Below are 23,060 nucleotides of genomic sequence, written 5' to 3'. Positions count from 1 at the left end.
GCTGGTCCGTTGTTGTTTTTCGAAAGATTGGATTGACTGCCCGTGACTAAACAAAGCATGAAGCTCTTTCCGGGGCTGCGTGGCGCAGCCAAAACTCTGGGGCGTCGGCTCACGGTGGCAGCCCTTGCCGCGGCCGTGATACCGGGCCTGATCGGCGCCTTCGGCGGATCGGCGACTGCGGGGGCTTTCTCCCGTCCGGGTCTGCCGGTGGAGTACTTGATGGTTCCCTCTGCCGGGATGGGCAAGGACATCAAGGTCCAGTTCCAGAGCGGCGGCCCTAACGCGCCCGGTGTCTACCTGCTCGACGGTCTGCGCGCCCAGGATGACTTCAACGGTTGGGACATCAACACCCCGGCGTTCGAGTGGTACCTCGACTCCGGTCTCGCGGTGATCATGCCCGTCGGTGGACAGTCCAGCTTCTACAGCGACTGGTACAAGCCCGCTTGTGGCGACGCGGGTTGCAGCACCTACAAATGGGAGACATTCCTCACCAAGGAGTTGCCTGCCTACCTGGCCGCCAACAAGGGTGTCGACCCGACCCGCAACGCCGCAGTCGGCCTGTCCATGGCAGGTTCGACCGCGATGACGCTGGCCATCTACCACCCCAATCAGTTCCAGTACGCGGGCTCGCTGTCGGGCTTCCTGAACCTGTCTGAGGGCTGGTGGCCCATGCTGGTCAACATCTCGATGGGTGATGCGGGCGGCTACGACGCCGACGACATGTGGGGCAAGACCGAGGATCCCGACAGTGCGTGGGAGCGAAACGACCCGATGGTCAACATCGCCAAGCTGGTGGCCAACGACACCCGCATCTGGGTGTTCTGCGGCAACGGCAAGCCCTCCGAGCTCGACGCGGGCTCCAGCTCCGGCAACCTGTTCAACGCCAAGTTCCTCGAGGGCTTCACGTTGCGCACGAACAAGACCTTCCAGGAGGAGTACATCGCCGCCGGTGGCAGGAACGGTGTGTTCAACTTCCCGTCCAACGGCACCCACAGCTGGGGTTACTGGGGCCAGCAGCTTCAGCAGATGAAGCCCGACATCCAGCGGGTGCTCGGCGCGGTGCCGCAGCCGTCGGCTCCGCCCGCGCCGGCTGAAGCGGTCGACGCTGCGGCGAACGGCGGCTAGGCCCGGGCTACCGGGACGGCACAAGCACGGCCACAAGCGCGACACCGACGGCGGTGATCCCCTCCCGGGGGTCACCGCCGTCGATCGCTTTAGCCCCGTTCGGTCGCGGTGATGTGATTCACTACCTTGCGGTAGGCCGGACAGGCGACGCGAGATAGCGACGCGCGACACCGGCGCGCAAGCAGTGCAGAGGATGGGCGAAAGAATGGGGTGGGCTCTATGCGTGCTTTGACTCGAATGATCGCGGCCGCAGTGCTGGCTGTGGCGCTGTGGTCGGTGGGTGTGGTGTCCCCGGAGCGGTGGACTCCCGGTGCGCCGAACGCCAACGCACAGGGCGTCGAGTACCTGATGGTGCCGTCGGGGGCGATGGGCCGCGACATTCCCGTCGCCTTCCAGGGCGGTGGACCCCACGCCGTCGTGCTGCTCGACGCGTTCAACGCCGGACCCGAAGTCAGCAACTGGGTGACCGCGGGCAACGCCATGAACACGCTCGCAGGGCTGGGCATCTCGGTGGCTGCCCCTGCCGGTGGCGCGTGGAGCATGTACACGAACTGGGAGCGGGACGGCAGCAAGCAGTGGGAGACCTTCCTGGCCGACGAGCTGCCCAACTGGTTGTCCGCCAACAAGGGGTTGGCCCCCGGCGGGCACGGCATCGTCGGCGCCGCGCAGGGTGGCACCGGTGCGCTGACCATGGCGGCCTTCCACCCCAACCGCTACCGGTTCGCCGGTTCGCTGTCGGGGTTCCTCACACCGTCGCGTACCACGATGAATGGTGCGATCACCGCCGGACTCATGCAGTTCGGCGGTGTCGACACCCAGAACATGTGGGGTCCGGCACAGTTCGGTCGTTGGAAGTGGCATGACCCCGAGGTGCATGTTCAGAAGGTGGTGGACAACAACACCCGGCTCTGGGTGTTCAGCCCGGCCGCCACTACCTGCACCGACCCGCCGGCGATGATCAACTACTGCGCCCAGGCCCAGGGCAGCAACCGCCGCTACATCCAGCAATACCGCGGCATCGGCGGGGGCAATGCCCACTTGGCCATCCCGGCCGGGGGCAACCACGACTGGGGTACATGGAGCGGGCAGCTGGCCGCGATGTCGGGCGATTTGGTTGCGACCATCAGGTAGGCGCTCTCGGTATGGGAGGCGCCCGGCGGGCAGCCGGTACCGTGGAGGAGTGCAGCACGGATCAAGATCGGCGATGGCAGGAATGACAGGGGTGTCCCTGCTCCTGGCTTCGTCTGCGGGATGGCTGACGGGGTGTTCGCCGAGCGACGAGATGGTGGTGGGCCTGGGGCCGCAGCTGGAGACCGCTACGGCGCAGGGCCAGTCCAGCGCCCAGGTCGCGGGTCCGTCGCAGTCAGGGTCTCAGTCCCATGCCCTGGTCGTCACCCCGCGCCAACGCGCCTACCTCGAAGCGCTGAAGGTCGCCGGTGTTACGCCGTCCAGTGAATTGACTGCGCTGAGTATCGGTTCGTACGTGTGTCAGGCGCGTGCGGCAAGTCACACCGACCAAGCGGTGTGGGACTTCGTGGAGCCGCTGGTACGCGACGACTTCGCCGAATCCGACAACCGCGATGGTCTGCGGTTGATGGAGCCGTCGCCGGGTGAGCTGCGCTCCGCAACCTCCGACTACATCCGGATAGCGACAGGCCGGCTCTGCTAGCAGGCGCACGAGTACTCAGGAGCGCAACAACTTGATGGCCAAGACCAACCGGCGGAAGCGCCACCGAATTCTCGCGTTGTCCGCTGCCGGGGCGGTGGGCCTTGTCGTGGTGCTGGTGGTGGCGATCGTGGTCGTGGTGCTACGGAGGCCCGACACTCCGTCGACCGCCATCCCGCCCAGTGCGGTCCCGCCGACGTCCGTCGTGCCTGGAATGAAGAAACCACGTCCGGACTTCCAGGACGCCAGTTGCCCGGACGTCCAGCTGATCTCGATTCCCGGCACCTGGGAGTCTTCGGTACAGCTCGACCCGTTCAACCCCGTGCAATTTCCGGCCGCACTGCTGCTCAACGTCACCAACCCGATTCGTCAGCAGTTCGACTCGGACCGCCTTGAGGTGTTCACCGTTCCCTACACCGCGCAGTTCCACAACCCGCTGTCCGCGGACCGGCAGATGTCCTACAACGACAGCCGCGCCGAGGGCACTCGCGCCGCGGTGCAGGCGATGAAAGACATGAACAATCGCTGCCCCTTGACCAGTTATGTCCTGGTCGGGTTTTCCCAGGGTGCTGTGATCGCCGGGGACATCGCCAGCGACGTCGGTAACGGACGTGGCCCCGTCGACCAGGATCTGGTGCTCGGTGTGATGCTCATCGCCGATGGCCGCCGCCAGGCGAGTGTCGGTCAGGAACTCGGCCCCAACGCCGAAGGCCAGGGCGCGGAGATCACGCTGCACGAGATACCCACGCTCTCGGCGCTCGGCCTGACGATGTCGGGTCCGCGCCCGGGTGGGTTCGGGACGCTCGACAACCGCACCTACGAGATCTGCGCGCCCGGCGATCTGATCTGCGCCGCGCCGGAATCGGCGTTCAACATCATCGAGCTGCCCAAGACGCTGGAGGTGCTCAGCGGTGGAGCGGGTCAGCCGGTGCACGCGATGTACGCAACGCCGGATTTTTGGAATCTCGACGGTCTGCCCGCCACGCAGTGGACACTGAACTGGGCCCAGGGTCTGATCGATAACGCTCCGCAGCCAAAACATGGCTGAGCCGTGACCGGGTTGATTTGGCACTGGTGGGGGTGTCGCCTAACATTAAGGAAAATCTAAGAGCGTTGAGTTAAGAGCATTGTCCGGCGGCTGAAGTGCGAGAAGTCTTCTCCCCGGTACGCTCTGCGGGCCGGGATCACCGATCCCGTTCGATTGGAGTTTGTGAGATATGGCCTTCCATAACCCGTTCATCAAGGACGGACTGATCAAGTTCCCCGACAACGGGAGCCTGGTCAAGCACGTCGAACGATGGGCGAAGGTTCGTGGGGACAAGCTCGCCTATCGTTTCGTGGACTTCTCGACCGAGCGCGACGGTGTCGAGCGCGATCTGAGCTGGGCCGACTTCGGCGCCCGCAATCGGGCGATCGCGGCCCGGTTGCAGCAGGTCACCGAGCCGGGTGACCGGGTGGCCATCCTGTGCCCGCAGAGCCTCGACTACCTCGTTGCGTTCTTCGGCACGTTGTACTCCGGCCGCATCGCGGTGCCGCTGTTCGACCCCTCGGAGCCCGGTCACGTCGGCCGCCTGCACGCCGTGCTCGACGACTGCAGCCCGTCCACGATCCTCACCACCACAGACTCGGCCGAGGGAGTGCGCAAGTTCTTCCGGAGCCGTCCGGCCCAGGAGCGGCCACGGGTGATCGCCGTGGACGCGGTGCCCGACGAGGTCGGTACCACCTGGGAGCCGGTCGATGTGGAGCTCGACACCATCGCCTACCTGCAGTACACCTCCGGATCCACGCGCATCCCGACCGGCGTGGAGATCACCCATGTGAATCTGGCGACCAATGTGGTGCAGATCATCGAGGCGTTGCAGGGCGAAGAAGGTGACCGCGGCGTTTCGTGGCTGCCGTTCTTCCATGACATGGGCCTGGTCACGGTTCTGCTGCCCACGGTGATCGGTCACTACATCTCCTTCATGACCCCCGCCGCATTCGTCCGACGGCCGAGTCGCTGGATCCGTGAGATGGCCCGCAAGCCCGATGACACCGGCGGAGTCATCTCACCTGCGCCGAACTTCGCGTTCGACCACGCCGCGATACGCGGTCTCCCCAAGGAGGGCGAGCCACCGCTGGACTTGTCGAACGTCAAAGCTCTCCTCAACGGCAGCGAGCCGATCTCGGCGGCCACGGTGCGAAACTTCAACGAGGCGTTCGGGCCCTACGGCTTCCGGCCACAGGCGATCAAGCCGTCCTACGGTCTGGCCGAGGCTACGTTGTTCGTCTCGTCCACCCATTTCAACGAGCAGCTGAAAATCGTCACCGTCGATAGGGAGCAGCTCAACAACCACCGCTTCGTCGAGGTGCCGCCCGACTCGCCGAGTGCGGTCGCACAGGCCTCGGCCGGCCTGGTCGGGGTGGCTGAATGGGCCGTCATCGTCGATGCCGAGTCGGCCTCCGAGTTGCCCGATGGTCAGATCGGTGAGATCTGGATCAGCGGCCAGAACATGGGCCTCGGTTACTGGAACAAGCCCGAAGAGACCGCCGCGACCTTTCATAACATCCTCAAATCGCGCACCAGCCCGTCGCATGCCGAGCGTGCCGACGACGACGCCACCTGGGTGCGCACCGGCGACTACGGCGCTTATCACGACGGCGAGCTCTACATCACCGGCCGGGTGAAGGATCTGGTGATCATCGACGGCCGCAACCACTATCCGCAGGACTTGGAGTACTCCGCACAGGAAGCGACCAAGGCGCTGCGGGCGGGGTTCGTGGCCGCGTTCTCGGTGCCGGCCAATCAGCTTCCCGACGAGGTGTTCGACAACGCGCACGCCGGCCTCAAGCGCGACCCCGAGGACACCTCCGAACAGCTGGTCATCGTCGGTGAGCGGGCGCCCGGCTCGCACAAACTCGACATGGGCCCGATCGCCGACGACATCCGTGCCGCGATCGCGGTGCGCCACGGCGTGACGGTGCGCGACGTCATGCTGACTCCGGCCGGCGCGATCCCGAGAACGTCGAGCGGCAAGATCGGCCGGCGGGCCTGCCGGTCGACCTATCTGGACGGCAGCCTGCGTAGCGGCAAGGTGGTCAACGCCTTCCCGGATGAGAAGGACTGAGGCTCAACTACAGCAACGGCGCTCAACTACAGCAACGGCAACGGGGGCCCTTGCCCGCGTGTCGATCGTGAGGTTATGTGAATATGGCTGAAGCACAAGACGGTCCGGACATCGGTCCGGACATCACTGTGGCCGAGATGCGCCAATGGCTGCGCAACTGGATCGGCAGCGCTACCGCTCAGGCACCCGATTCGATCAGTGAATCGACACCGATGGTCGAGTTGGGTCTGTCCTCACGCGACGCCGTGGCCATGGCCGGCGACATCGAGGATCTCACCGGGGTCACGTTGACCGCCACGGTCGCTTTCCGGCATCCGACCATCGAAGCGCTGGCCACGGTGATCGTTGAGGGCGAACCCGAGGATGACGGCGCCGATGGTGCCGATACGGACTGGTCGCGCCATACAGACGAAGTCGAAGATGGCCGACTCAACATCGCGATCGTGGGCGTGGCCACCCGCTTCCCGGGGGACATGAGCACTCCCGAGGAAATGTGGGCCGCCCTGCTCGAGGGACGTGACGCGATCACCGACCTGCCGGAGGGGCGGTGGTCGGAGTTTCTGGAAGAGCCGCGAATCGCCGAGCGGGTCGCCAAAGCGCACACCCGCGGTGGCTATCTCGCAGACATCAAGGGCTTTGACTCCGAGTTCTTCGCGCTGTCGAAAATGGAAGCCGACAACGTCGATCCACAACAACGAATGGCGTTGGAACTGACGTGGGAAGCGTTGGAGCAGGCCCGGATTCCGGCGTCAAGCCTGCGCGGGCAGAGCGTCGGTGTGTACGTCGGTAGTTCGACGAACGACTATACGTTCCTGGCCGTCTCGGACCCGTCGGTCGCCCATCCCTACGCCATCACCGGCGGCGCGAGCTCCATCATCGCCAACCGGGTTTCGTACTTCTACGATTTCCGCGGTCCGTCGATGACCATCGACACAGCCTGCTCATCCTCACTGGTCGCCACCCATGAGGGCGTCAAGGCACTGCGTGCCGGAGAAGCGGATGTGGTGATCGCCGGTGGCGTCAACGCGCTGATCACCCCGATGGTGACGGTCGGGTTCGACGAGGTCGGCGGTGTGTTGGCGCCGGACGGCCGGATCAAGTCGTTCTCGCAGGACGCCGACGGGTACGCCCGCTCCGAGGGCGGCGGCATGCTGGTGCTCAAGCGACTGGCCGACGCCCGCCGCGACGAGGACGAGATCCTTGCGGTCATCGCCGGCAGCGCGGTCAACCACGACGGCCGGTCCAACGGCCTGCTCGCGCCCAATCCGGACGCACAGGAAGCGGTGCTGCGCAAGGCCTACAAGGACGCCGGAATCGATCCCCGAACGGTGGACTACGTCGAGGCACACGGCACCGGGACGATACTCGGTGACCCGATCGAAGCCGACGCTCTGGGCCGCGTCATCGGACGGGGCCGTGCCGATGACAAGCCGGCTCTGCTGGGCGCGGTGAAATCCAATGTGGGGCATCTGGAGTCGGCTGCGGGAGCGGCAAGCCTGGCCAAGATGACACTGGCACTGCGCAACGACAAGATCCCGCCGTCGATCAACTACACCGGCCCGAACCCCTACATCGACTTCGACAGGGAACACCTCAAGGTCGCCGATGCCGTCACCGATTGGCCCCGTTACAGCGGCAAGGCTGTCGCCGGGGTGTCCGGTTTCGGGTTCGGCGGCGCCAACGCACACCTGGTGCTGCGCGAGGTGTTGCCCAGTGACCTGGTCGAACCTGAGCTGGAACCCGAAGTCGCGGTGGCCACCTCGGCTACCCCTGACGCCGCTGCCGTGTATGTGGGCGGGGTGCGGATGGACGAGTACGGCGAATTCGTCGACGAGAGTGACGCCGATGATGGGGACGCCGATGGGGACGACGCTCTGGACGCGCCCACCGCGCCCGCCGACGACGAACCCGAACTACCCGGGCTGACCGATGAAGCGCTGCGCCTGCTGGAAGTCGCCCGCGAGGAACTCGAGAGCGCGGAGGCCGCGGCAGACGGGGCGCCCGCCGCGAAGATCGTGCCGCTCGCCGTTTCCGGATTTCTGACCTCCCGGAAGAAGGCCGCCGCCGCCGAGCTCGCGGACTGGATCGACAGCCCGGAAGGTCGTTCTGCGTCGCTGGAGTCCATCGGGCGTTCGCTGTCGCGACGTAACCACGGCCGCTCCCGCGCGGTGGTGCTGGCGCACGACCACGACGAGGCGATCAAGGGTCTGCGCAACCTCGCAGACGGCAAGCCGAGCCCGATCGTGCTCACCGCTGACGGCCCGGTGACCAACGGCCCGGTGTGGGTGCTGGCCGGTTTCGGTGCCCAGCACCGGAAGATGGCCAAAAGCCTGTATCTGCGCGATGACACGTTCGCGCAGTGGATGAACAGGGTCGATTCCCTGGTCCAGGACGAGCTCGGCTATTCCGTCGTCGAGTTGATCCTCGATGACTCGAAGGATTACGGCATCGAGACCACGCAGGTCACCATCTTCGCGATTCAGGTCGCGCTCGGGGAGCTACTCAAGGCCCACGGCGCGAAACCCGGAGCGGTGGTGGGCCAGTCCCTGGGGGAGGCGGCGGCCGCCTACTTTGCAGGAGGGCTGTCGCTGGCCGACGCCACCCGAACGATCTGCTCGCGCTCCCACCTGATGGGTGAGGGCGAGGCGATGCTCTTCGGCGAGTACATCAGGCTGATGGCCTTGGTGGAGTACTCCGCCGAAGAGATCGAGACGGTGTTCAAGGAAGCGGAAGACTTCGGTGACCTGGAGGTGTGCGTGTACGCCGCGCCCACCCAGACCGTTATCGGCGGTCCGCCGGACCAGGTGGACGCGATCATCGCCCGGGCCGAGTCGGAGGGCAAGTTCGCCCGCAAGTTTCAGACCAAGGGCGCCAGCCATACCTCCCAGATGGATCCGCTGCTGGGCGAGTTGGCCGCTGAACTGCAGGGGATCGAGGCGCTGCCGCTCAACACTCCGTACTACTCGACTGTGCACGAGGGCAACCTGGTCCGTCCCGGTGCGGACCCGATCCACGACGTGGAGTACTGGAAGAAGGGGTTGCGCCACTCCGTCCATTTCACCCACGGCATCCGCAACGCAGTCGACAACGGTCACACCACCTTCCTCGAGCTGGCGCCCAATCCTGTTGCGCTGATGCAGGTGGGCCTGACGACGGCGGCCGCCGGGTTGCACGATGCGCAGCTCATCGCGACCCTGGCGCGCAAGCAGGACGAAGCGGACTCGATGACCACCGCGATGGCGCAGCTGTTCGTCCATGGCCACGACCTCGACATCAGGACGTTGTTTCCGCGGCGCTCCACGGGCCTGGCCGGCGCGCTGGACTTCGCCGACATCCCGCCGACCCGGTTCCGCCGCAAGCCGCACTGGCTCGACGCGCATTTCACCGGCGACAGTTCGGCCGTCATCCCCGGCAACCACGTCGCTACACCCGACGGTAGGCACGTCTTCGAGTACTCGCCGCGCAACGAAACCGATCTGGCGGCACTGGTGAAAGCGGCGGCAGCCGCGGTCCTTCCGGATGCCAGGCTGGTCGCGTCGGAGCAGCGCGCGGTGCCGGGCGAAGGTTCGCGCCTGGTGACCACGGTGACCCGTCACCCCGGCGGCGCCGGCGTCCAGGTGCACGCGCGCATCCACGAGTCGTTCACGTTGGTCTACGACGCGATCGTGGCCCGCGGCGACGCGCAGGTCGCGCTGCCCACTGCGGTGGGCGCAGGAACGATCGCCGAGACCGCGGTGTCCGAGGTAGCCGCGGCGGACGCCACCGAGGAGACCGGGGACGACGCGGCCATCCTGCACGACAACCTCACCGCGGGCGCAGGTATCGCTGCGGGCTTCGCCAAGTGGAGTCCGGACTCCGGTGAGACCATCGGCGAGCGGTTGGGCACCATCGTCGGCGCCGCGATGGGCTACGAGCCCGAGGATCTGCCGTGGGAGGTGCCGCTGATCGAGCTCGGTCTGGACTCGCTGATGGCGGTGCGGATCAAGAACCGCGTCGAGTACGACTTCGACCTGCCGCCCATTCAACTGACGGCGGTGCGCGACGCGAACCTGTACGCCGTCGAGAAGCTGATCGCCTACGCGATCGAGCACCGCGGCGAAGTCGACGAGCTGGCCGAACAACAGAAGGGCAAGTCCGCCGAGGAGATCGCGGCGGCCCAGGCCGAGCTGATGGGTGGGGCCACCACCGTGGCCGAACTCGAATCCAAGCTCGCCGAGGCCGGGCATCCGATCGACCCGTCCGTCCCCGCTCCACCGACCGATCCCGCAGGTCCGGCGGCGGCCGCCGGAGTCCTCACCCAGGAGGCCGTCAGTGAGGCGCTCGGCGCTGACGTCCCGCCACGCGATGCCGCGGAGCGGGTCACGTTCGCCACCTGGGCGATCGTCACCGGAAAGTCTCCGGGTGGGGTATTCAACGAGCTGCCGTCCCTGGACGCCGACACCGCCCAGAAGCTCGCCCAACGCCTGTCGGAACGCGCCGAGAACACCATCAGCCCCGAGCAGGTCGGCGCAGCGCGCACTATCCAGGATCTGTCCAGCGTGGTGCGCGACCTGATGGACGCCGGCGAGTTGGACGGGTTCGTCCGCACGATCCGGGCGCCGGCCCAGGGCTCTGCCAGCGTTCCGGTGTTCGTGTTCCACCCCGCCGGTGGTTCCACCGTCGTTTACGAGCCGCTGGTGAAGCGGCTACCGGCGGACACCCCGGTGTACGGCATCGAGCGGGTGGAGGGCTCGATAGCGGAGCGGGCGGCGCAGTACGTGCCCAAGCTCATGGAGATTCAGGGCAATGGCCCCTACATTCTGGCCGGGTGGTCATTGGGTGGCGCGCTGGCGTACGCGTGCGCGGTCGGGCTCAAACGCGCAGGCGCCGACGTCCGGTTCGTCGGTCTGATCGACACCGTGCGTGCGGGCGAGGAGGTCCCCCAGACCAAGGAGGAGATCCGGGCCCGCTGGGATCGGTACGCCCTGTTCGCCCAGCGGACATTCAATGTGGAGATCCCCGAAATCCCCTATGAGCAGCTCGAGGAGCTCGACGACGAGGGTCAGGTGACGTTCATCCTCGACGCGGTGAGGGGGAGCGGGGTCGACATTCCGGGAGGCATCATCGAGCACCAGCGCACGTCGTATCTGGACAACCGGGCGCTCGATACCGCGGTGATCGAACAGTACGACGGGCATGTCACCCTCTACCTGGCCGATCGGTACCACGACGACGCGATCATGTTCGAACCCCGCTACGCCACCCGTCAGCCCGACGGCGGCTGGGGTGAATTCGTCGCCGACCTCGAAGTGGTGGCCATCGGGGGCGAACACATCCAGGCCATCGACGAGCCGTACATTGCAAAGGTCGGCGCGCACATGAGCGAAGCGATCAACGAGATCAGGGCCGGGAACCAGGAGGACGCAGCCACGTGACAGCGGAGTCTCTGCCCAAAGCCCCGGTGACCAGCGCCGAGAAGCTCGCCGAGCTGCGCGAGAAGCTTGAGCTCGCCAAGGAACCGGGCGGAGAAAAGGCCGTCGCCAAGCGGGAGAAGAAGGGCATCCCGAGCGCGCGGGCACGCATCTATTCGCTGCTCGACCCGGGTAGCTTCCTGGAGATCGGCGCTCTGGCCAAGACGCCCGGTGATCCCAATGCGTTGTTCGGGGACGGCGTCGTCACCGGCCACGGCACGATCAACGGCCGCCCGGTCGGCGTCTTCAGCCATGACCAGACGGTGTTCCAGGGTTCGGTGGGGGAGATGTTCGGCCGCAAGGTCGCCCGACTGATGGAGTGGGTGGCCATGGTCGGCTGCCCGATCATCGGCATCAACGATTCCGGCGGAGCCCGCATTCAGGACGCGGCGACATCGCTGGCCTGGTACGCCGAGCTCGGCCGCCGCCATGAGCTGCTGCGCGGACTGGTGCCGGAGATCTCGCTGATCTTCGGGAAGTGTGCCGGCGGCGCGGTGTACTCACCGATCCAGACCGACCTGGTGATCGCGGTGCGCGACCAGGGCTACATGTTCGTCACCGGCCCCGACGTCATCAAGGATGTCACCGGGGAAGACGTCAGTCTCGACGAATTGGGCGGCGCCGACGCGCAGGCCCGCTACGGCAACATTCACCAGGTTGTGGAGTCCGAGGCGGCGGCGTTCGAGTACGTGCGGAGCTATCTCAGCTTCCTGCCGGCCAATACCTTCGATGACGCGCCGGTGGTCAATCCCGGCTTGGAGCCGGAGATCACCCCGCACGATTTGGAGCTGGACTCGATCGTGCCGGATGCGGACAACACTTCCTACGACATGCACGAGATCCTGCTGCGGATTTTCGACGACGGCGACGTGTTGTCGGTCGGAGAGCAGTGTGGCCCGGCGATCATCACCGCGCTGGCCCGCGTCGATGGCCGTCCGGTCGGGGTGATCGCCAACCAGCCGATGTACATGTCAGGCGCGATCGACAACGAGGCGTCCGACAAGGCCGCCCGATTCGTCCGGTTCTGCGACTCGTTCAACACCCCGCTGGTGTTCGTGGTCGACACCCCCGGGTTCATGCCGGGCGTCGAACAGGAGAAGGGCGGCATCATCAAGCGGGGCGGTCGTTTCCTCAACGCCGTGGTGGAGGCCTGCGTCCCGAAAGTGACGATTACGGTGCGCAAATCCTACGGTGGCGCCTATGCGGTGATGGGTTCCAAGCAGCTGACCGCGGACCTCAACTTCGCCTGGCCGACCGCGCGGATAGCCGTGATCGGCGCCGAGGGCGCCGCACAGTTGCTGGTGAAGCGCTTTCCGGACCCCACCGCGCCCGAGGTGCAGAAGATCAAAGCCGACTTCATCGAGGGCTACAACGCCAACATGGCGGTGCCGTGGGTGGCGGCAGAGCGGGGCTTCATCGACGGCGTCGTCGAGCCGCACCAGACGCGGCTGCTGCTGCGCAAATCCCTGCACCTGTTGCGGGACAAGCAGATCAACCGCGTGCAGCGCAAGCACGGCCTGACCCCCATCTAACGCTGTGCCGAATCAAGAGGTGCCGAATCAAGAGGTGCCGAATCAAGAGGTGCCGAATCACGAGGTGCCGAATCTAGAGCTAGGCGATCCGCGGCTGGAACTGTGCGACCTGTACGCGTTCCAGGTGCCCGCTGCCCCTGAACGGACCGCGCTGGTCCTGACCGCCAATCCCGGGGGCGGTCCGATGCACCCCGATGCGGTCTATCGGCTGGCCGTCGACCACACCGGTGACCTGCGCAACGATATCGCGATCAGCTGCGTCTACGCTCCGCCTGTCGATGGGGCCCAGAAGGTGGATGTCTATCTGGCCGTCGGCAATCAGGCCTCGACGATCGCAGCGGTCGGGTCGCAGATATTCGGCGGTGTCGAGGTGTCCTTCGGTGAGCGGCTCACTGCTGTGGAATCGGGTGGGTTCACCTTCGCCTCCGGAGCTCGCAGCGACCCGTCCCGCGCCGGAGCCAACGTCGTTGCGATGATCATCGAACTCCCCAACAGTTACCTCAGTGCCGGTCCGGACGTCCGAATCTGGGGGCGCTGCAGCATGCTGGAGGACCGCCAGTGGGTGCACACCGACCGGGTCGGCCATCCGTTCCTGGGCGACCTCATCACGGCCGACAACCTGCTGGCGCAGTATCAGGCCGGTGAGCCGAACCGCGACAGGGAACGCTGGATGGGGCAACTCATCGAGGTGATGGCCCGAACCGGCGGATACACCCGGCAGGAGGCGATCGACGCCATCAACGCCGACGGCACGCTTCCCGACGTGCTGACCTATGACCCGTCGCGGCCGGCGAAGTACCCGAACGGTCGCACCCTGACCGACGACGTCGTCGGCTACCGGCGTTCGTTCCTGACCAACGGGCAAAGCCCCCCATCGGGGTGGAGCCCGCCCGCCGACGTCCGCGCTGAGTTTCCCTACCTCGGGTCGCCACATCTGGCTCACGGGCGCTGAGGATGCGCCGATGACCCTGGTGATCGACCCTGTCCCCGAACCCGAACCGCCCCCGGCGCCGAAGTCCCTGCTGCTCGATGTCTACCGAACGTGTGAGGGGCTGCCCGTGGTGGGCGGATTGTTCACCCGCGGCAAGCAAGAGGCGCAGGCCCTTCTCTCGTTCGTCGTGGCCGCCGTCCTCGACGAACTCGACCTCACCGCGATCGTGCGGGACCGTCTGCACGCCGAGGCGATCGAAGCGGTGATCGCCCGGATCGACCTCGTCGGTCTGGCCAACGAGGTGATCGAAGAGGTAGATCTGCCGGCCATCATCCGGGGCTCCACCAGTTCGGTGACGGCGGACGTGATGACAGATGTGCGTAGCCAGGGTGAACGGGCCGACGACGCGGTCTCCGGATTCGTCGACCGGCTGTTGGGCCGTCGGCAGGTCATCGATGAACAGCTGCGATGACAGCGACGTGCTGCCGGCGGCTCGCGCGGCGGGCGTGGTCAGTCGCGGCGTGGCCGCGCTGATCGACCTGTGCGTCGTCAGCGTGATGCTGGCATTGCTCTACCTCGGGTTGGTGCTCAGCATGCTGGCCCTCAACCCCGGCTCGTTGCGGTTCCCCGCGCTTGATCTGGTATTCACCGGCGCCGTGGTATTCGGCGTCGCGGTGCTCTATCTCGCCGGCTGCTGGTCGGTATCCGGCTGTACCGCCGGGGCAGCGGCGATGGGCCTCCAGGTGGTCGGGCGGCGCTCGGCCAGGCTGAGACCTGCGATCGCGTTGCTGCGCGGCGCCGCGTGCGTCTTCTTCCCCGTGGGGCTGGCCTGGGTGGCGGTGGACCGGCGCCGAAGGTCGTTGCAGGACATCGTGTTCGGCAGCCGAGTCGTCTACGTGCGCCAGCGCTGAGCGGCAGACTTCAGGCTTTCGGGCTGTTCCAACGGGTGCGTTGATCGCGGATGTTGTCGATGACGTTGTCGAGGGCGGAGTTCACGCGGGCCTGGTCATCGGTGGCGAGGAGGTCGAGTTGCAGACCCCGAAGTTGGGCAACCAGCACGGTGGCGAAGTCGTCGGCGTCGCACCGGGGACACCCGGCCTGCAGGGCGAGGCGCCGGATGACCTCAATCCACCTCGTGACAATGTTGTTGAGCAGAGCGCGGTGTTCCGCCGGGTTGCGCAGTGCCTGGCCATAGGCTTCGAAGAGCAACCGGAACTGGCGAGCTCCCTCCGGCTGAGTCCACAGGCGCCAGAGCTTGCGTACCAGTACCTCGATGTCTTCGTCGCTGAGCTGATCGGGGATCGGTTGCCGCTTGCCGATCTCATCGAAGATCTCCACCAAGAGTTCATCTTTGGTGCCGAAGTGATGGTGCAGCGTGACATGTGACACGCCGACTGCCGCCGCCAGTGTGCGAAACGACATGGTGCCGATCCCATGGTCGAGCACGTGTGCGATCACGGCGTCCAGGATTTCGCCGCGTCGATTCTGGTAGCGCAGCCTGCGGCCGTCCACGCGGTCACCGTTGCCTGTGTTGGTCATGGTTTACGTCGTCTCTCCTTCGGCCGTTGACGGTAGATATACCAGATGGTATAACAATAACTGGAGTTATTGATCTACCAACTGGTAGAGCTAACCAACGATCCCAGGAGGACATCATGACCAGCGTTTCCCCCTTCGCCCCCGCGAATGACTTCTACGAATGGACCGGCGACCTCACCGGCTACGACAACGGCCACCTGCTGCGCAGCGAGCCGCTCACCGACGCCGAATTGATTCCCGTCGCATCCCAAGGCTGGCGGATGCTGTACGTGAGCACCGGCCACGACGGCGGCAAAGTCGCCGTCAGCGGTTTGGTGTTCCTGCCGGCCGGCGGCGCCCCCGCTTCCCATGGTCGGCCGGTGATCTCCTATGCACACGGCACCACCGGCATCACCGCCGCCGCCGCTCCGTCACTGAACCCGAAAGCGCGGGTGCTCGGGTACCCGATCCTGGGTGAAGTGTCGACGTTCCTGGCCGTCGGATACGCCGCTGTCTGCACCGACTACGAAGGGCTCGGCACTGCGGGGCCACACCCCTATTGCCACGGGAAAAGCCTCGCGCACAGTCAGGCTCACGCCGTCACCGCCGGCATGCAGGTATCCAGCGAGCTGTCGAATGTGTGGGTCGCCATGGGCCAATCCGAAGGCGGGCAGGCAACCATGTTCTCGGCGGCGTACGCCACAACCATTGCCCCCGAACTCGACTACCGGGGCGCCGTGGCCACCGCGCCGCCGACCGAGTGGCCCACGCTGCTGGCTCACACCACCGAGCTCGGACGGGTACTCACCCCGGCCGTCCTGCACGCCGTCAGCTACCGCGACCCAGCACTACAAGTGGAACAGTTGCTCAGCGAAGACGGTCGCACCCTCCTCGACGCGTGGCGCACCAGCTTCATCTTGGAGCCCGGAACGGTCATGGACACGTTCGCGCCGCTCGCAGGAAAGCCGCTGTTTGCACTGGCCCCTGGGGAAACGACCGACAGGGACGCAAGCGGGCGCCTAGCCGCCGCCTTGGACTTCAGCGACCTGGAAGTGCCTCGCGGCCGGCTCGACCGCCCAGTACTGCTCGCCGAAGGCGGTAGGGACGAGTTCTGTGTTCCAGGTACCATCACGCGTTTGGCTGATGACCTGCGATCCGCGGGAAGCCAGGTCGAGCACCACGCCTATCCCGAGTACAGCCACCTCGATATTCCCTTCGTGGCCTTCCCCGCGACGTTGCCGTTCGTCCAGCGGATCGCTCCGATCTCATAGCGGCGGCGTCACCAGTCACGGACCTATTCGGATCGGGCCGGGGGACCAGAGCCCCGAACGGGTGGCAGAGCCCAGGTCGATCTCGGCCTCCTGGGCATCGACGATGGTCTCGAAGCGGCGCAGCGAACCCCAATCCTGACCCCAGTCCTCTGACAGGTAGGTCGGCATCACCGAAGCCTGCAACAGCAGGTCGGTAATGCCCAGCAGCCCGCCGTTGACCCCGTCCTGCCACGTATCGGTGCTCTGGAGCTTGGCGTAATAGTCCGGCGAGATGCGATACCGGGGGATATCGGTGACTCCGTTGGCGTGCAGCATCGGCTGCTGGCAGGGGAACGCCAGTCCGACCGCCCAATCCATCAGCACCGGCTGTTCAGATCCGACGTACTCCTGGACCGTGCGCAGCTCCGGCACCCGTGGCGGTGTGACAGCGACCCAGTCGCCCTTGTTCAACGACAGGTCTTCGGCGATCACCCGAACCGCGATGGCGTCGGCGGGAATCTGAGCGCGTGGATAGCGAAGGTTGCGCCACGACGGGGTCGGCCCGACGTCGAATGGACTGACCCGGCCGGCGGGCTCGGGAGCTCCGTCGACCCCGGGAATGGCGTACTCGAGCTCCACTGTCTGGCCGGAGGTCAGGCCCTCGGCGACGCTGTCGCCCGCGATCGTTCCGGCCGCGGTGATCGCCAAGAGTGGGTGCGCGTCATCGGCAGCCGGCAACTCGTACCACGCCGAGGCCAGTCGGCTCTCCTGTTGTGCTTCAGTTGAATATGTTCCTGCAACGGGGACCCGCGCGGGGTCAAGGCCGTAGGGCAATGGCACGGTCGATCCGTTGACACCCTTGCGGGACCGCTTCTTGTCTTGATACCAGTCGGCATCGGTTCCCGGCTGCGGGTTGTTGATGCGGATGGCTTCGGCGATGATTCGATCGGGAACACCGTTGGGCGAGAAGCCCACCGGTCCGATTCCGCCCAGCGGACCCAGCGGGCCCCAGGGGGATTGGTCAGGGCCGCCGGGCAGGGGTCGCAGGAAGCCCGCGTTGGCGTCGGGCTCGACAAGCACGTCATCGGCCATGCCGCACCCCCCGGCAAGGGAGCGAAGATTGGCCCAACCGTTGGAGTAGGTGGGGTACTGGCGCACCATGCCCACCGCCAGCGAGGCCATGAACAAGACGACCATGAAGCCCGCGGCGATCGGTATCGGCGCTGCAGTGAGCCTGTCGACGATCCGCGACTCGGTACGTGAGGTGACATGCAGCCAGAACGCCCACAGCGCCGCGATCGCGAACAGCGCCAGGAATACCGTGCTGACCGTCACGCCGCCGAGCTTCGGCACCGAATTGTTGTACGGCACACCGAAGTTTGAGACGTACCACCAGCCGTTCGTCGATGCGAAGCACATGGCCAGCAGGAAGAACACGAACGAGAGAAACGCCATCCGATTGCGTGCCGAGCGCAACACCAGCGGCGACATCAACACCGTTGCCAGTGCTGCCATCGCGGCGCCGACAGCGGCGAACAAACCGAAATGGTGGATCCATTTGGTGGGGGTGAACATCAGGAAGAAGATCGTGGCGAAGATGACGCCCATCAGTCGCCAGGCCGGCCCGCGGGCCACTCCGGGAATCCGCTTGCGCCGCAGCATCATGAACAGCGAGGGGAACAGGCACATCACGGTGAACAGGAACGCGAACCGGCGGGAGATCGCGGCATCGGTGGTGGGCAGTATCAGGTAGTAGTAGCGCAGGATCTCGGTGAACCATTCCTGGCTGGGGCCGACTTCGGTGCGAATCCTGGTGGCTTCCAACACCGTTGCCAGCGTCTGGTCGGCGAAGACCACCGTGAGAATGACGGTGCCCGCGGCCAGCAGCGGCGCCACCAACGGCCAGGTGCCGAACAGTTGCCGTCGACGCATCAGGATTCGCAGGATCGGGCGGCCGCCGGCCACCAGAGCGGCCACCGCGATCAGCCCGGTGGGCTGGATGCCGAGCGTGAACGCCGCCGAGGTGATCGCCAACGCCGCGGGTGTCAGCCGGCCGGAGGTGATGGCTCGTTCGATCAGCACATAGGTGATGAGCGCGCCGGTGGCGATCTGTCCTTCGGGTCGCAGTCCGTTGTTGAACGGCATCCACGCTCCGAGCAACACCAGTCCGGCGGCCCACATCGCCGCGCGGCTGCCCGACACTGCGGGGCCCAGTCGCGGCAGCACTTCGCGGGACAGCAGCAGCCAGCACACCAACGCACAGATCAGGTCGGGCAGCCGGATCCAGATGCTGGCGTCGCTGACGTGCGTCATCAAGGCGAGCAGGTTGTAGTACCAGCCGAACGGATCTTCCGGGCTACCGAACCAGCGGAAGTAGTTCGACATGTAGCCGGCATGATCTGCGACCCGAGCCATTCCGAGGATGTAGCCGTCATCGGAGGAGTTCGCGCCGATGACGTACCAGAGCGCGAACCCGCCGACGACGACGCCGTCGACGGGGCTGGCCGTTCGCCAGCGGGACGGGATGAGCCGGTGCATGCGCCGCCCATCAGCGCGGTCCAACTGCCACAACGCGAGCAGCGCGACGATGGTTGAGACGATCGCCAGCAGCAACGCCGTCAGCTTGAGCGTGGTGGGGTGGGTGGTGAAGCGAGTATCGATCGTCGCGGAGAAATCCATCCCCGGGGGCGCGGGCCCGGTCAGGTCGGTGAACACCCCCACGATGGCAGGCCGCAGGTTGGGGTCGGCGAATCCGGTGCGCTGCGGTTTCCCGGCGTCCGACCCGGAAACCTGGGTCAGACCGACGAAGTCGGCGAAGGTCCCATCCAGTGACGAGGTGATGTCGATTCTGGAACAACCTGGCCCAGAACCGTTTCCGGCGACGCGGTCGCGTTTCACCGTGGCCACCACGACGTTGCGCACGATCACGTCGACGCGCGACTTCGTGACGTTCACCAGCATCGCGTTCAGTGCCGCGTCGCGGCCCTCCGGTGGCGCGGTGCCCAGAACCAGGCCACCCTCGGCAGGCAACGAGCCGATAACCGCGCACGGCACCGTGGCAGTCAGGTTCACCGGCGCCTGCGAGATCAGTGGCGCGGTGACGTTCTCGAGTTGTCCCCCTTGGGGCCAGTTCAGCGTCGCGGTGGTCTGCGTGACCGGCAACAGCGGCGTGGCTACCGAAAGAACGAAGCCGAGCAGGCCGGCTATCGTGGCGACCCAGCGGGCGACCCTGACTTCGTTCTCTTGGTTCACGGGAGGGCCCTTATCGGTCCGCCGCGACTCCAGCCGAACACTCGCGTCGACCCCTCCTCGATGACCGCCTCAGGTGCTTGTTCGTCCTCCACCACCCGGATGTAGCGCTCGATCGACCCCCAGTCCCGATACCAGTCGTCTCGTAGATATGTCGGGATGGTCGACGTGCGCAGCAACGCCTGGATGAACAGGAACGGTCCGCCGTCTTCGGCTGACTGCCACTGGTTCGACGAAGACACCATCTGCTCGAAGTTGGGCAGTATTCGATACTCCGGCAACTCGGCCACCCCCAGATGTTCGGAGAAGGGCCGCTGGCAAGGGAAGTTGGCCGCGGTGGCGATGTCTATCATCACCGGGGTCTGCGACCCGAGGAAGTCTTGTGCGGTCTTCAGCACCGGCACCCGGGGCGGCGTGAACCCGAACCACTGATCTTCAGACAGGTTCGGGTCATCGGCGACGATCCGGGCCACGTTGGCCTCTGGTGGTGCCGAGGCCAACGGGAAGCGCAGGTTCCGCCACGCTTTCTGCGGGAAGATGTCGATCGGTTCGACTTCGTCGAGCGCCTCATACGACCCATCGGGACGGTGCACGCCCCATTGCAGCTTCAATGACTGGCCGTAGTTGAACGAGCCGTCCTCTTCGAAGTACCAGATTGCCCCCGCGGCGGCGACGGCCACCAGTGGGCGGTCAGCGGTGCGTGGCGGCAGCTGATACCACGCCGAGGTGGTCTCGGCGGCCACGGTGTTCTCCTCGTAGCTGCCCATCACCGGGGTGCGGTCCGGATCGAGCCCGAAGGGCAGGAAGACCTTTGATCCGTTGACGCCCTCGGGGCCGTAGCCGCCGCCGGTACCCGCCGCGTAGCCGACGCCGATGTTCGGTTTGTCGACGGCCCCGTCGGAGTTCGCCAACCCCGGGTTGGCCGCCACCGGTTCGGCCGGTTCGAGGGTGTCGCTGATCCCGTTGGGGGTGAAGCCGACCGGGTTCTCGCCGCCCAGGGGCCCGTATTTTCCGTAGCGCTGGCCCGGTACCGGTTGCAGCATCCCGGCATTGGTGTCCGTTTCGACAAGGACGGCGTCGGCCATCGCGCAGCTGGGTGGCGAGGATCCGGTCAGAGCGGAACTCAGTGCTGACAGGTTGGCCGCGCCGTTGGTGTACACGGGGTAGCGACCCGCGGTCGCTTTGACCATCGAACCCACCTCGAGCAGCACCATGATGGTGGCCACGACGAGCAACGGGGTGGAGGCCAGGGCCCGATTGCGTCCGGTGTCGGCGACCTGGGTGTGTCCGGCGTAGTCGATCCGGAAATGCAGCCAGGCGGCCAACAGGCCGCAGACGATCGCCATGACCAGGAAGATCGTCGTGACGGGCTGGCCGAAGATGACGGGCTGCTTGTCGAACCACGGGACGCCGTAGTTGGCGACGTAGAACCAGCCGTTGATGCCGGCGGTCGACTCGGCCAGGACGAATAGCAGGGCGGTGACGTAGAGGGCCAGATTGCGTCGGCTGTGCAGCCCGACCCGGGCGAACGCGAACGCGGTGACCGCGCCCAGGGCGCCGGCCAGGCCTGCGAACACCCCGAACTGTGCGGACCACTTGGTCGGGGTGAACGTCAAGAGCATCAGGCCCAGCGCCGTCGTGCCGGTCAGCCGCCACACAGGCGCGTTCACGGCGCCGGGCACCGCGCCCTTGCGCAACAGCACGATGAGCAGCCCGAACAGGCACAGCAGCAGGATCAGCATGGAGAAGCGGCGGGTCAGCGATGCGTCCACGCTGTCCTCGACAGTCAAGAAGTAGTAGCGCAGGAACTCCTGGTACCACGGGATCGTCGGGCCGACGACGTACTTGATCCGGGCCGACTCGGCCACCGTGGCCAGCGTCTGATCACGGAACACGACGACGAACACCAGCGATGCCGCGGCCGCGAGGGGGGCCAGTTGGGCTGCGAGTCCGTAGGCCGGCCGGTGAGCGGCGGCGTTCTGCTTGACGACGCGCGTGATGCCGCGCGCAGCGACCAGCAACGGCGCCAACGCGATCATCCCCTGCGGAGCGAGGGTCACGCAGAACACCGCGACGACGATGGCCACCGCAGCCGGAGCCAACCGACGTGATCCCAACGTCTTTTCCACCAGCATCCACACCGCGATCACGCCGAAGGCGATCAGGGGTTCGGGGCGGAGGCCGTTGTTGAACGGCAGCCAGGCGGACAGGAACACCGCCGCTGCCGTCCACACCGCTATCGGGTTGCGGACCAGGTTTCGGCCCAGCCGTGGCAGTACGTACCGGCTCAGGATCAGCCAGGTGCCGATGGCGGCCGCGGTGGCAGGCAGCCGCATCCAGATGCCGGCGGTGCTGATGGAAGCCAGTTGGGCCAGGACGCTCTGGTACCAGTCGAACGGCGCCTCCGTCGCGCCGAAGAATCGGTAGTAGTTGGCGATGTAGCCGGCGTCCCCGGACACCCGGGCGATGGTCAGGTTGTAGCCGTCGTCCGACGATTGGGCCCCGACGAGATGCCACACCAGCAGTGTGCCGATCACGGCGGTATCGGCGAGCCGAGTCGACAGGCCCACGCGGCGGCGTCGACCGCGGACCCACCGTCTACCTGACGTGCGGTCCAGCAGGGCCAGGGCGAGGATCGAGGCCACCACGCAGGCAACGCCGAGGATCATTACGGCGAGCTTGAGCGTCGTCGGGGCCGTGATGAACCGGGTGTCGATGTCGACCGTGGCGGACACGCCGCTGTTGGCGGGCACCTCGAGTTCAGTGAAGATCCCCGCGACCTGCGGCCGGTTCTCGGTGGGGAGAGTGCCTACGGCGCCGGGAATTCCGACGAAGTCGGCGCCGACCTCACCGACGTTGGCCCACAGACGGACTTCGCTGCAGGCCCCATCCTCCACCGCGTCGCGGGGGGCCACCGCGGCGACCGAATCGCGGAACGCGACGACGACGTTGTCCGCGTAGGCACGCACGAACAGTCCGTTGCTGCCAGCGTCGATGCCGCCCGGCGGGATCGTGGAGAACACCAGTCCGCCGTCGGCGGGCAAGGTGGCCACGGCCTGGCAGGGGATGACGACGTCGAGCGATTTGGGAGCACCCGACACCAGCGGCGCGGTGACGTTTGCGATGTTGCCGTCGCTGTCGACCGTCTGCGGCCACTGGATGGTCGCGGTGGTCTGTTTGACCGGGAGCAGCGGCGCCATGGCACACAGCGCCATTCCCAGCAGCCCGGCGG

General features: G+C 66.3%; 14 protein-coding genes. 11 read left to right on the top strand and 3 right to left on the bottom strand.

Translation table 11 applies throughout. From position 1 onward, the window contains the following. Window positions 1–57: 57 nt before the first annotated feature. The 10 genes from ACPGXI_RS02500 (at window position 58) to ACPGXI_RS02455 (ending at window position 14,722) form a co-directional block, all read left to right on the top strand. Window positions 58–1,125, top strand: coding sequence for an alpha/beta hydrolase (locus tag ACPGXI_RS02500; protein WP_526649463.1), 1,068 nt, complete (start codon window positions 58–60; stop codon window positions 1,123–1,125). Between the two features lie 219 nt (window positions 1,126–1,344). Next, window positions 1,345–2,256 (top strand): alpha/beta hydrolase, encoded by a 912-nt coding sequence (locus ACPGXI_RS02495; RefSeq protein WP_526649461.1) that lies wholly within the window; start codon window positions 1,345–1,347, stop codon window positions 2,254–2,256. A gap of 73 nt (window positions 2,257–2,329) precedes the next feature. Continuing rightward, window positions 2,330–2,794, top strand: a complete 465-nt coding sequence (locus ACPGXI_RS02490) for a DUF732 domain-containing protein (RefSeq protein ID WP_526649459.1) — start codon at window positions 2,330–2,332, stop codon at window positions 2,792–2,794. A gap of 34 nt (window positions 2,795–2,828) precedes the next feature. Further along, window positions 2,829–3,839, top strand: a complete 1,011-nt coding sequence (culp6, locus tag ACPGXI_RS02485; protein WP_526649457.1) for a carboxylesterase Culp6 — start codon at window positions 2,829–2,831, stop codon at window positions 3,837–3,839. 169 nt (window positions 3,840–4,008) lie between these two features. After that, complete coding sequence (gene fadD32 / locus ACPGXI_RS02480) at window positions 4,009–5,898, top strand: long-chain-fatty-acid--AMP ligase FadD32 (RefSeq protein WP_526649455.1); 1,890 nt, start codon at window positions 4,009–4,011, stop codon at window positions 5,896–5,898. A gap of 83 nt (window positions 5,899–5,981) precedes the next feature. Next, window positions 5,982–11,312 carry a polyketide synthase Pks13 gene (gene pks13 / locus ACPGXI_RS02475; RefSeq protein ID WP_526649453.1) on the top strand — a complete coding sequence of 1,777 codons (5,331 nt, stop codon included), beginning with the start codon at window positions 5,982–5,984 and terminating at the stop codon, window positions 11,310–11,312. Window positions 11,313–11,323: 11 nt separating this feature from the next. Next, the gene (locus ACPGXI_RS02470; protein ID WP_526649604.1) at window positions 11,324–12,880 is read left to right on the top strand and encodes an acyl-CoA carboxylase subunit beta; all 1,557 of its coding nucleotides are present in this window, start codon (window positions 11,324–11,326) and stop codon (window positions 12,878–12,880) included. Between the two features lie 19 nt (window positions 12,881–12,899). After that, complete coding sequence (locus ACPGXI_RS02465) at window positions 12,900–13,832, top strand: DUF4331 family protein (protein ID WP_526649451.1); 933 nt, start codon at window positions 12,900–12,902, stop codon at window positions 13,830–13,832. A 10-nt stretch (window positions 13,833–13,842) separates the two neighbouring features. Further along, a complete protein-coding gene (locus ACPGXI_RS02460; RefSeq protein ID WP_526649449.1) occupies window positions 13,843–14,283 on the top strand; it encodes a hypothetical protein in 441 nt (146 codons plus the stop codon). Then, entirely contained in the window at window positions 14,267–14,722 is a 456-nt protein-coding gene (locus ACPGXI_RS02455; RefSeq protein WP_526649447.1) for an RDD family protein, read from the top strand. The genes ACPGXI_RS02460 and ACPGXI_RS02455 overlap by 17 nt, the downstream gene beginning before the upstream one ends. Window positions 14,723–14,732: 10 nt before the next feature. Here ACPGXI_RS02455 and ACPGXI_RS02450 read toward each other — a convergent pair whose 3' ends face one another. Further along, window positions 14,733–15,350, bottom strand: coding sequence for a TetR/AcrR family transcriptional regulator (locus tag ACPGXI_RS02450; protein ID WP_526649445.1), 618 nt, complete (start codon window positions 15,348–15,350; stop codon window positions 14,733–14,735). A 116-nt stretch (window positions 15,351–15,466) separates the two neighbouring features. Between ACPGXI_RS02450 and ACPGXI_RS02445 the strand changes: the two genes are divergently transcribed. Beyond that, the gene (locus ACPGXI_RS02445; RefSeq protein WP_526649443.1) at window positions 15,467–16,600 is read left to right on the top strand and encodes a lipase family protein; all 1,134 of its coding nucleotides are present in this window, start codon (window positions 15,467–15,469) and stop codon (window positions 16,598–16,600) included. Window positions 16,601–16,615: 15 nt separating this feature from the next. Here the strand turns inward: ACPGXI_RS02445 and ACPGXI_RS02440 are convergent, their stop codons facing one another. Together ACPGXI_RS02440 and ACPGXI_RS02435 are read right to left on the bottom strand one after the other, a co-directional pair. Further along, entirely contained in the window at window positions 16,616–19,831 is a 3,216-nt protein-coding gene (locus ACPGXI_RS02440; RefSeq protein ID WP_526649441.1) for an arabinosyltransferase domain-containing protein, read from the bottom strand. Beyond that, window positions 19,828–23,043, bottom strand: coding sequence for an arabinosyltransferase domain-containing protein (locus ACPGXI_RS02435; protein ID WP_526649602.1), 3,216 nt, complete (start codon window positions 23,041–23,043; stop codon window positions 19,828–19,830). Before ACPGXI_RS02435 ends, ACPGXI_RS02440 begins: the two co-directional genes overlap by 4 nt. Window positions 23,044–23,060 lie beyond the last annotated feature (17 nt).

Source organism: Mycobacterium sp., from assembly GCF_049608025.1.
In the GTDB taxonomy this organism is placed as follows: Bacteria; Actinomycetota; Actinomycetes; order Mycobacteriales; family Mycobacteriaceae; genus Mycobacterium.
Note: the sequence above shows the minus strand (reverse complement) of the source record. Positions and strands in the feature narration are given on the sequence as shown.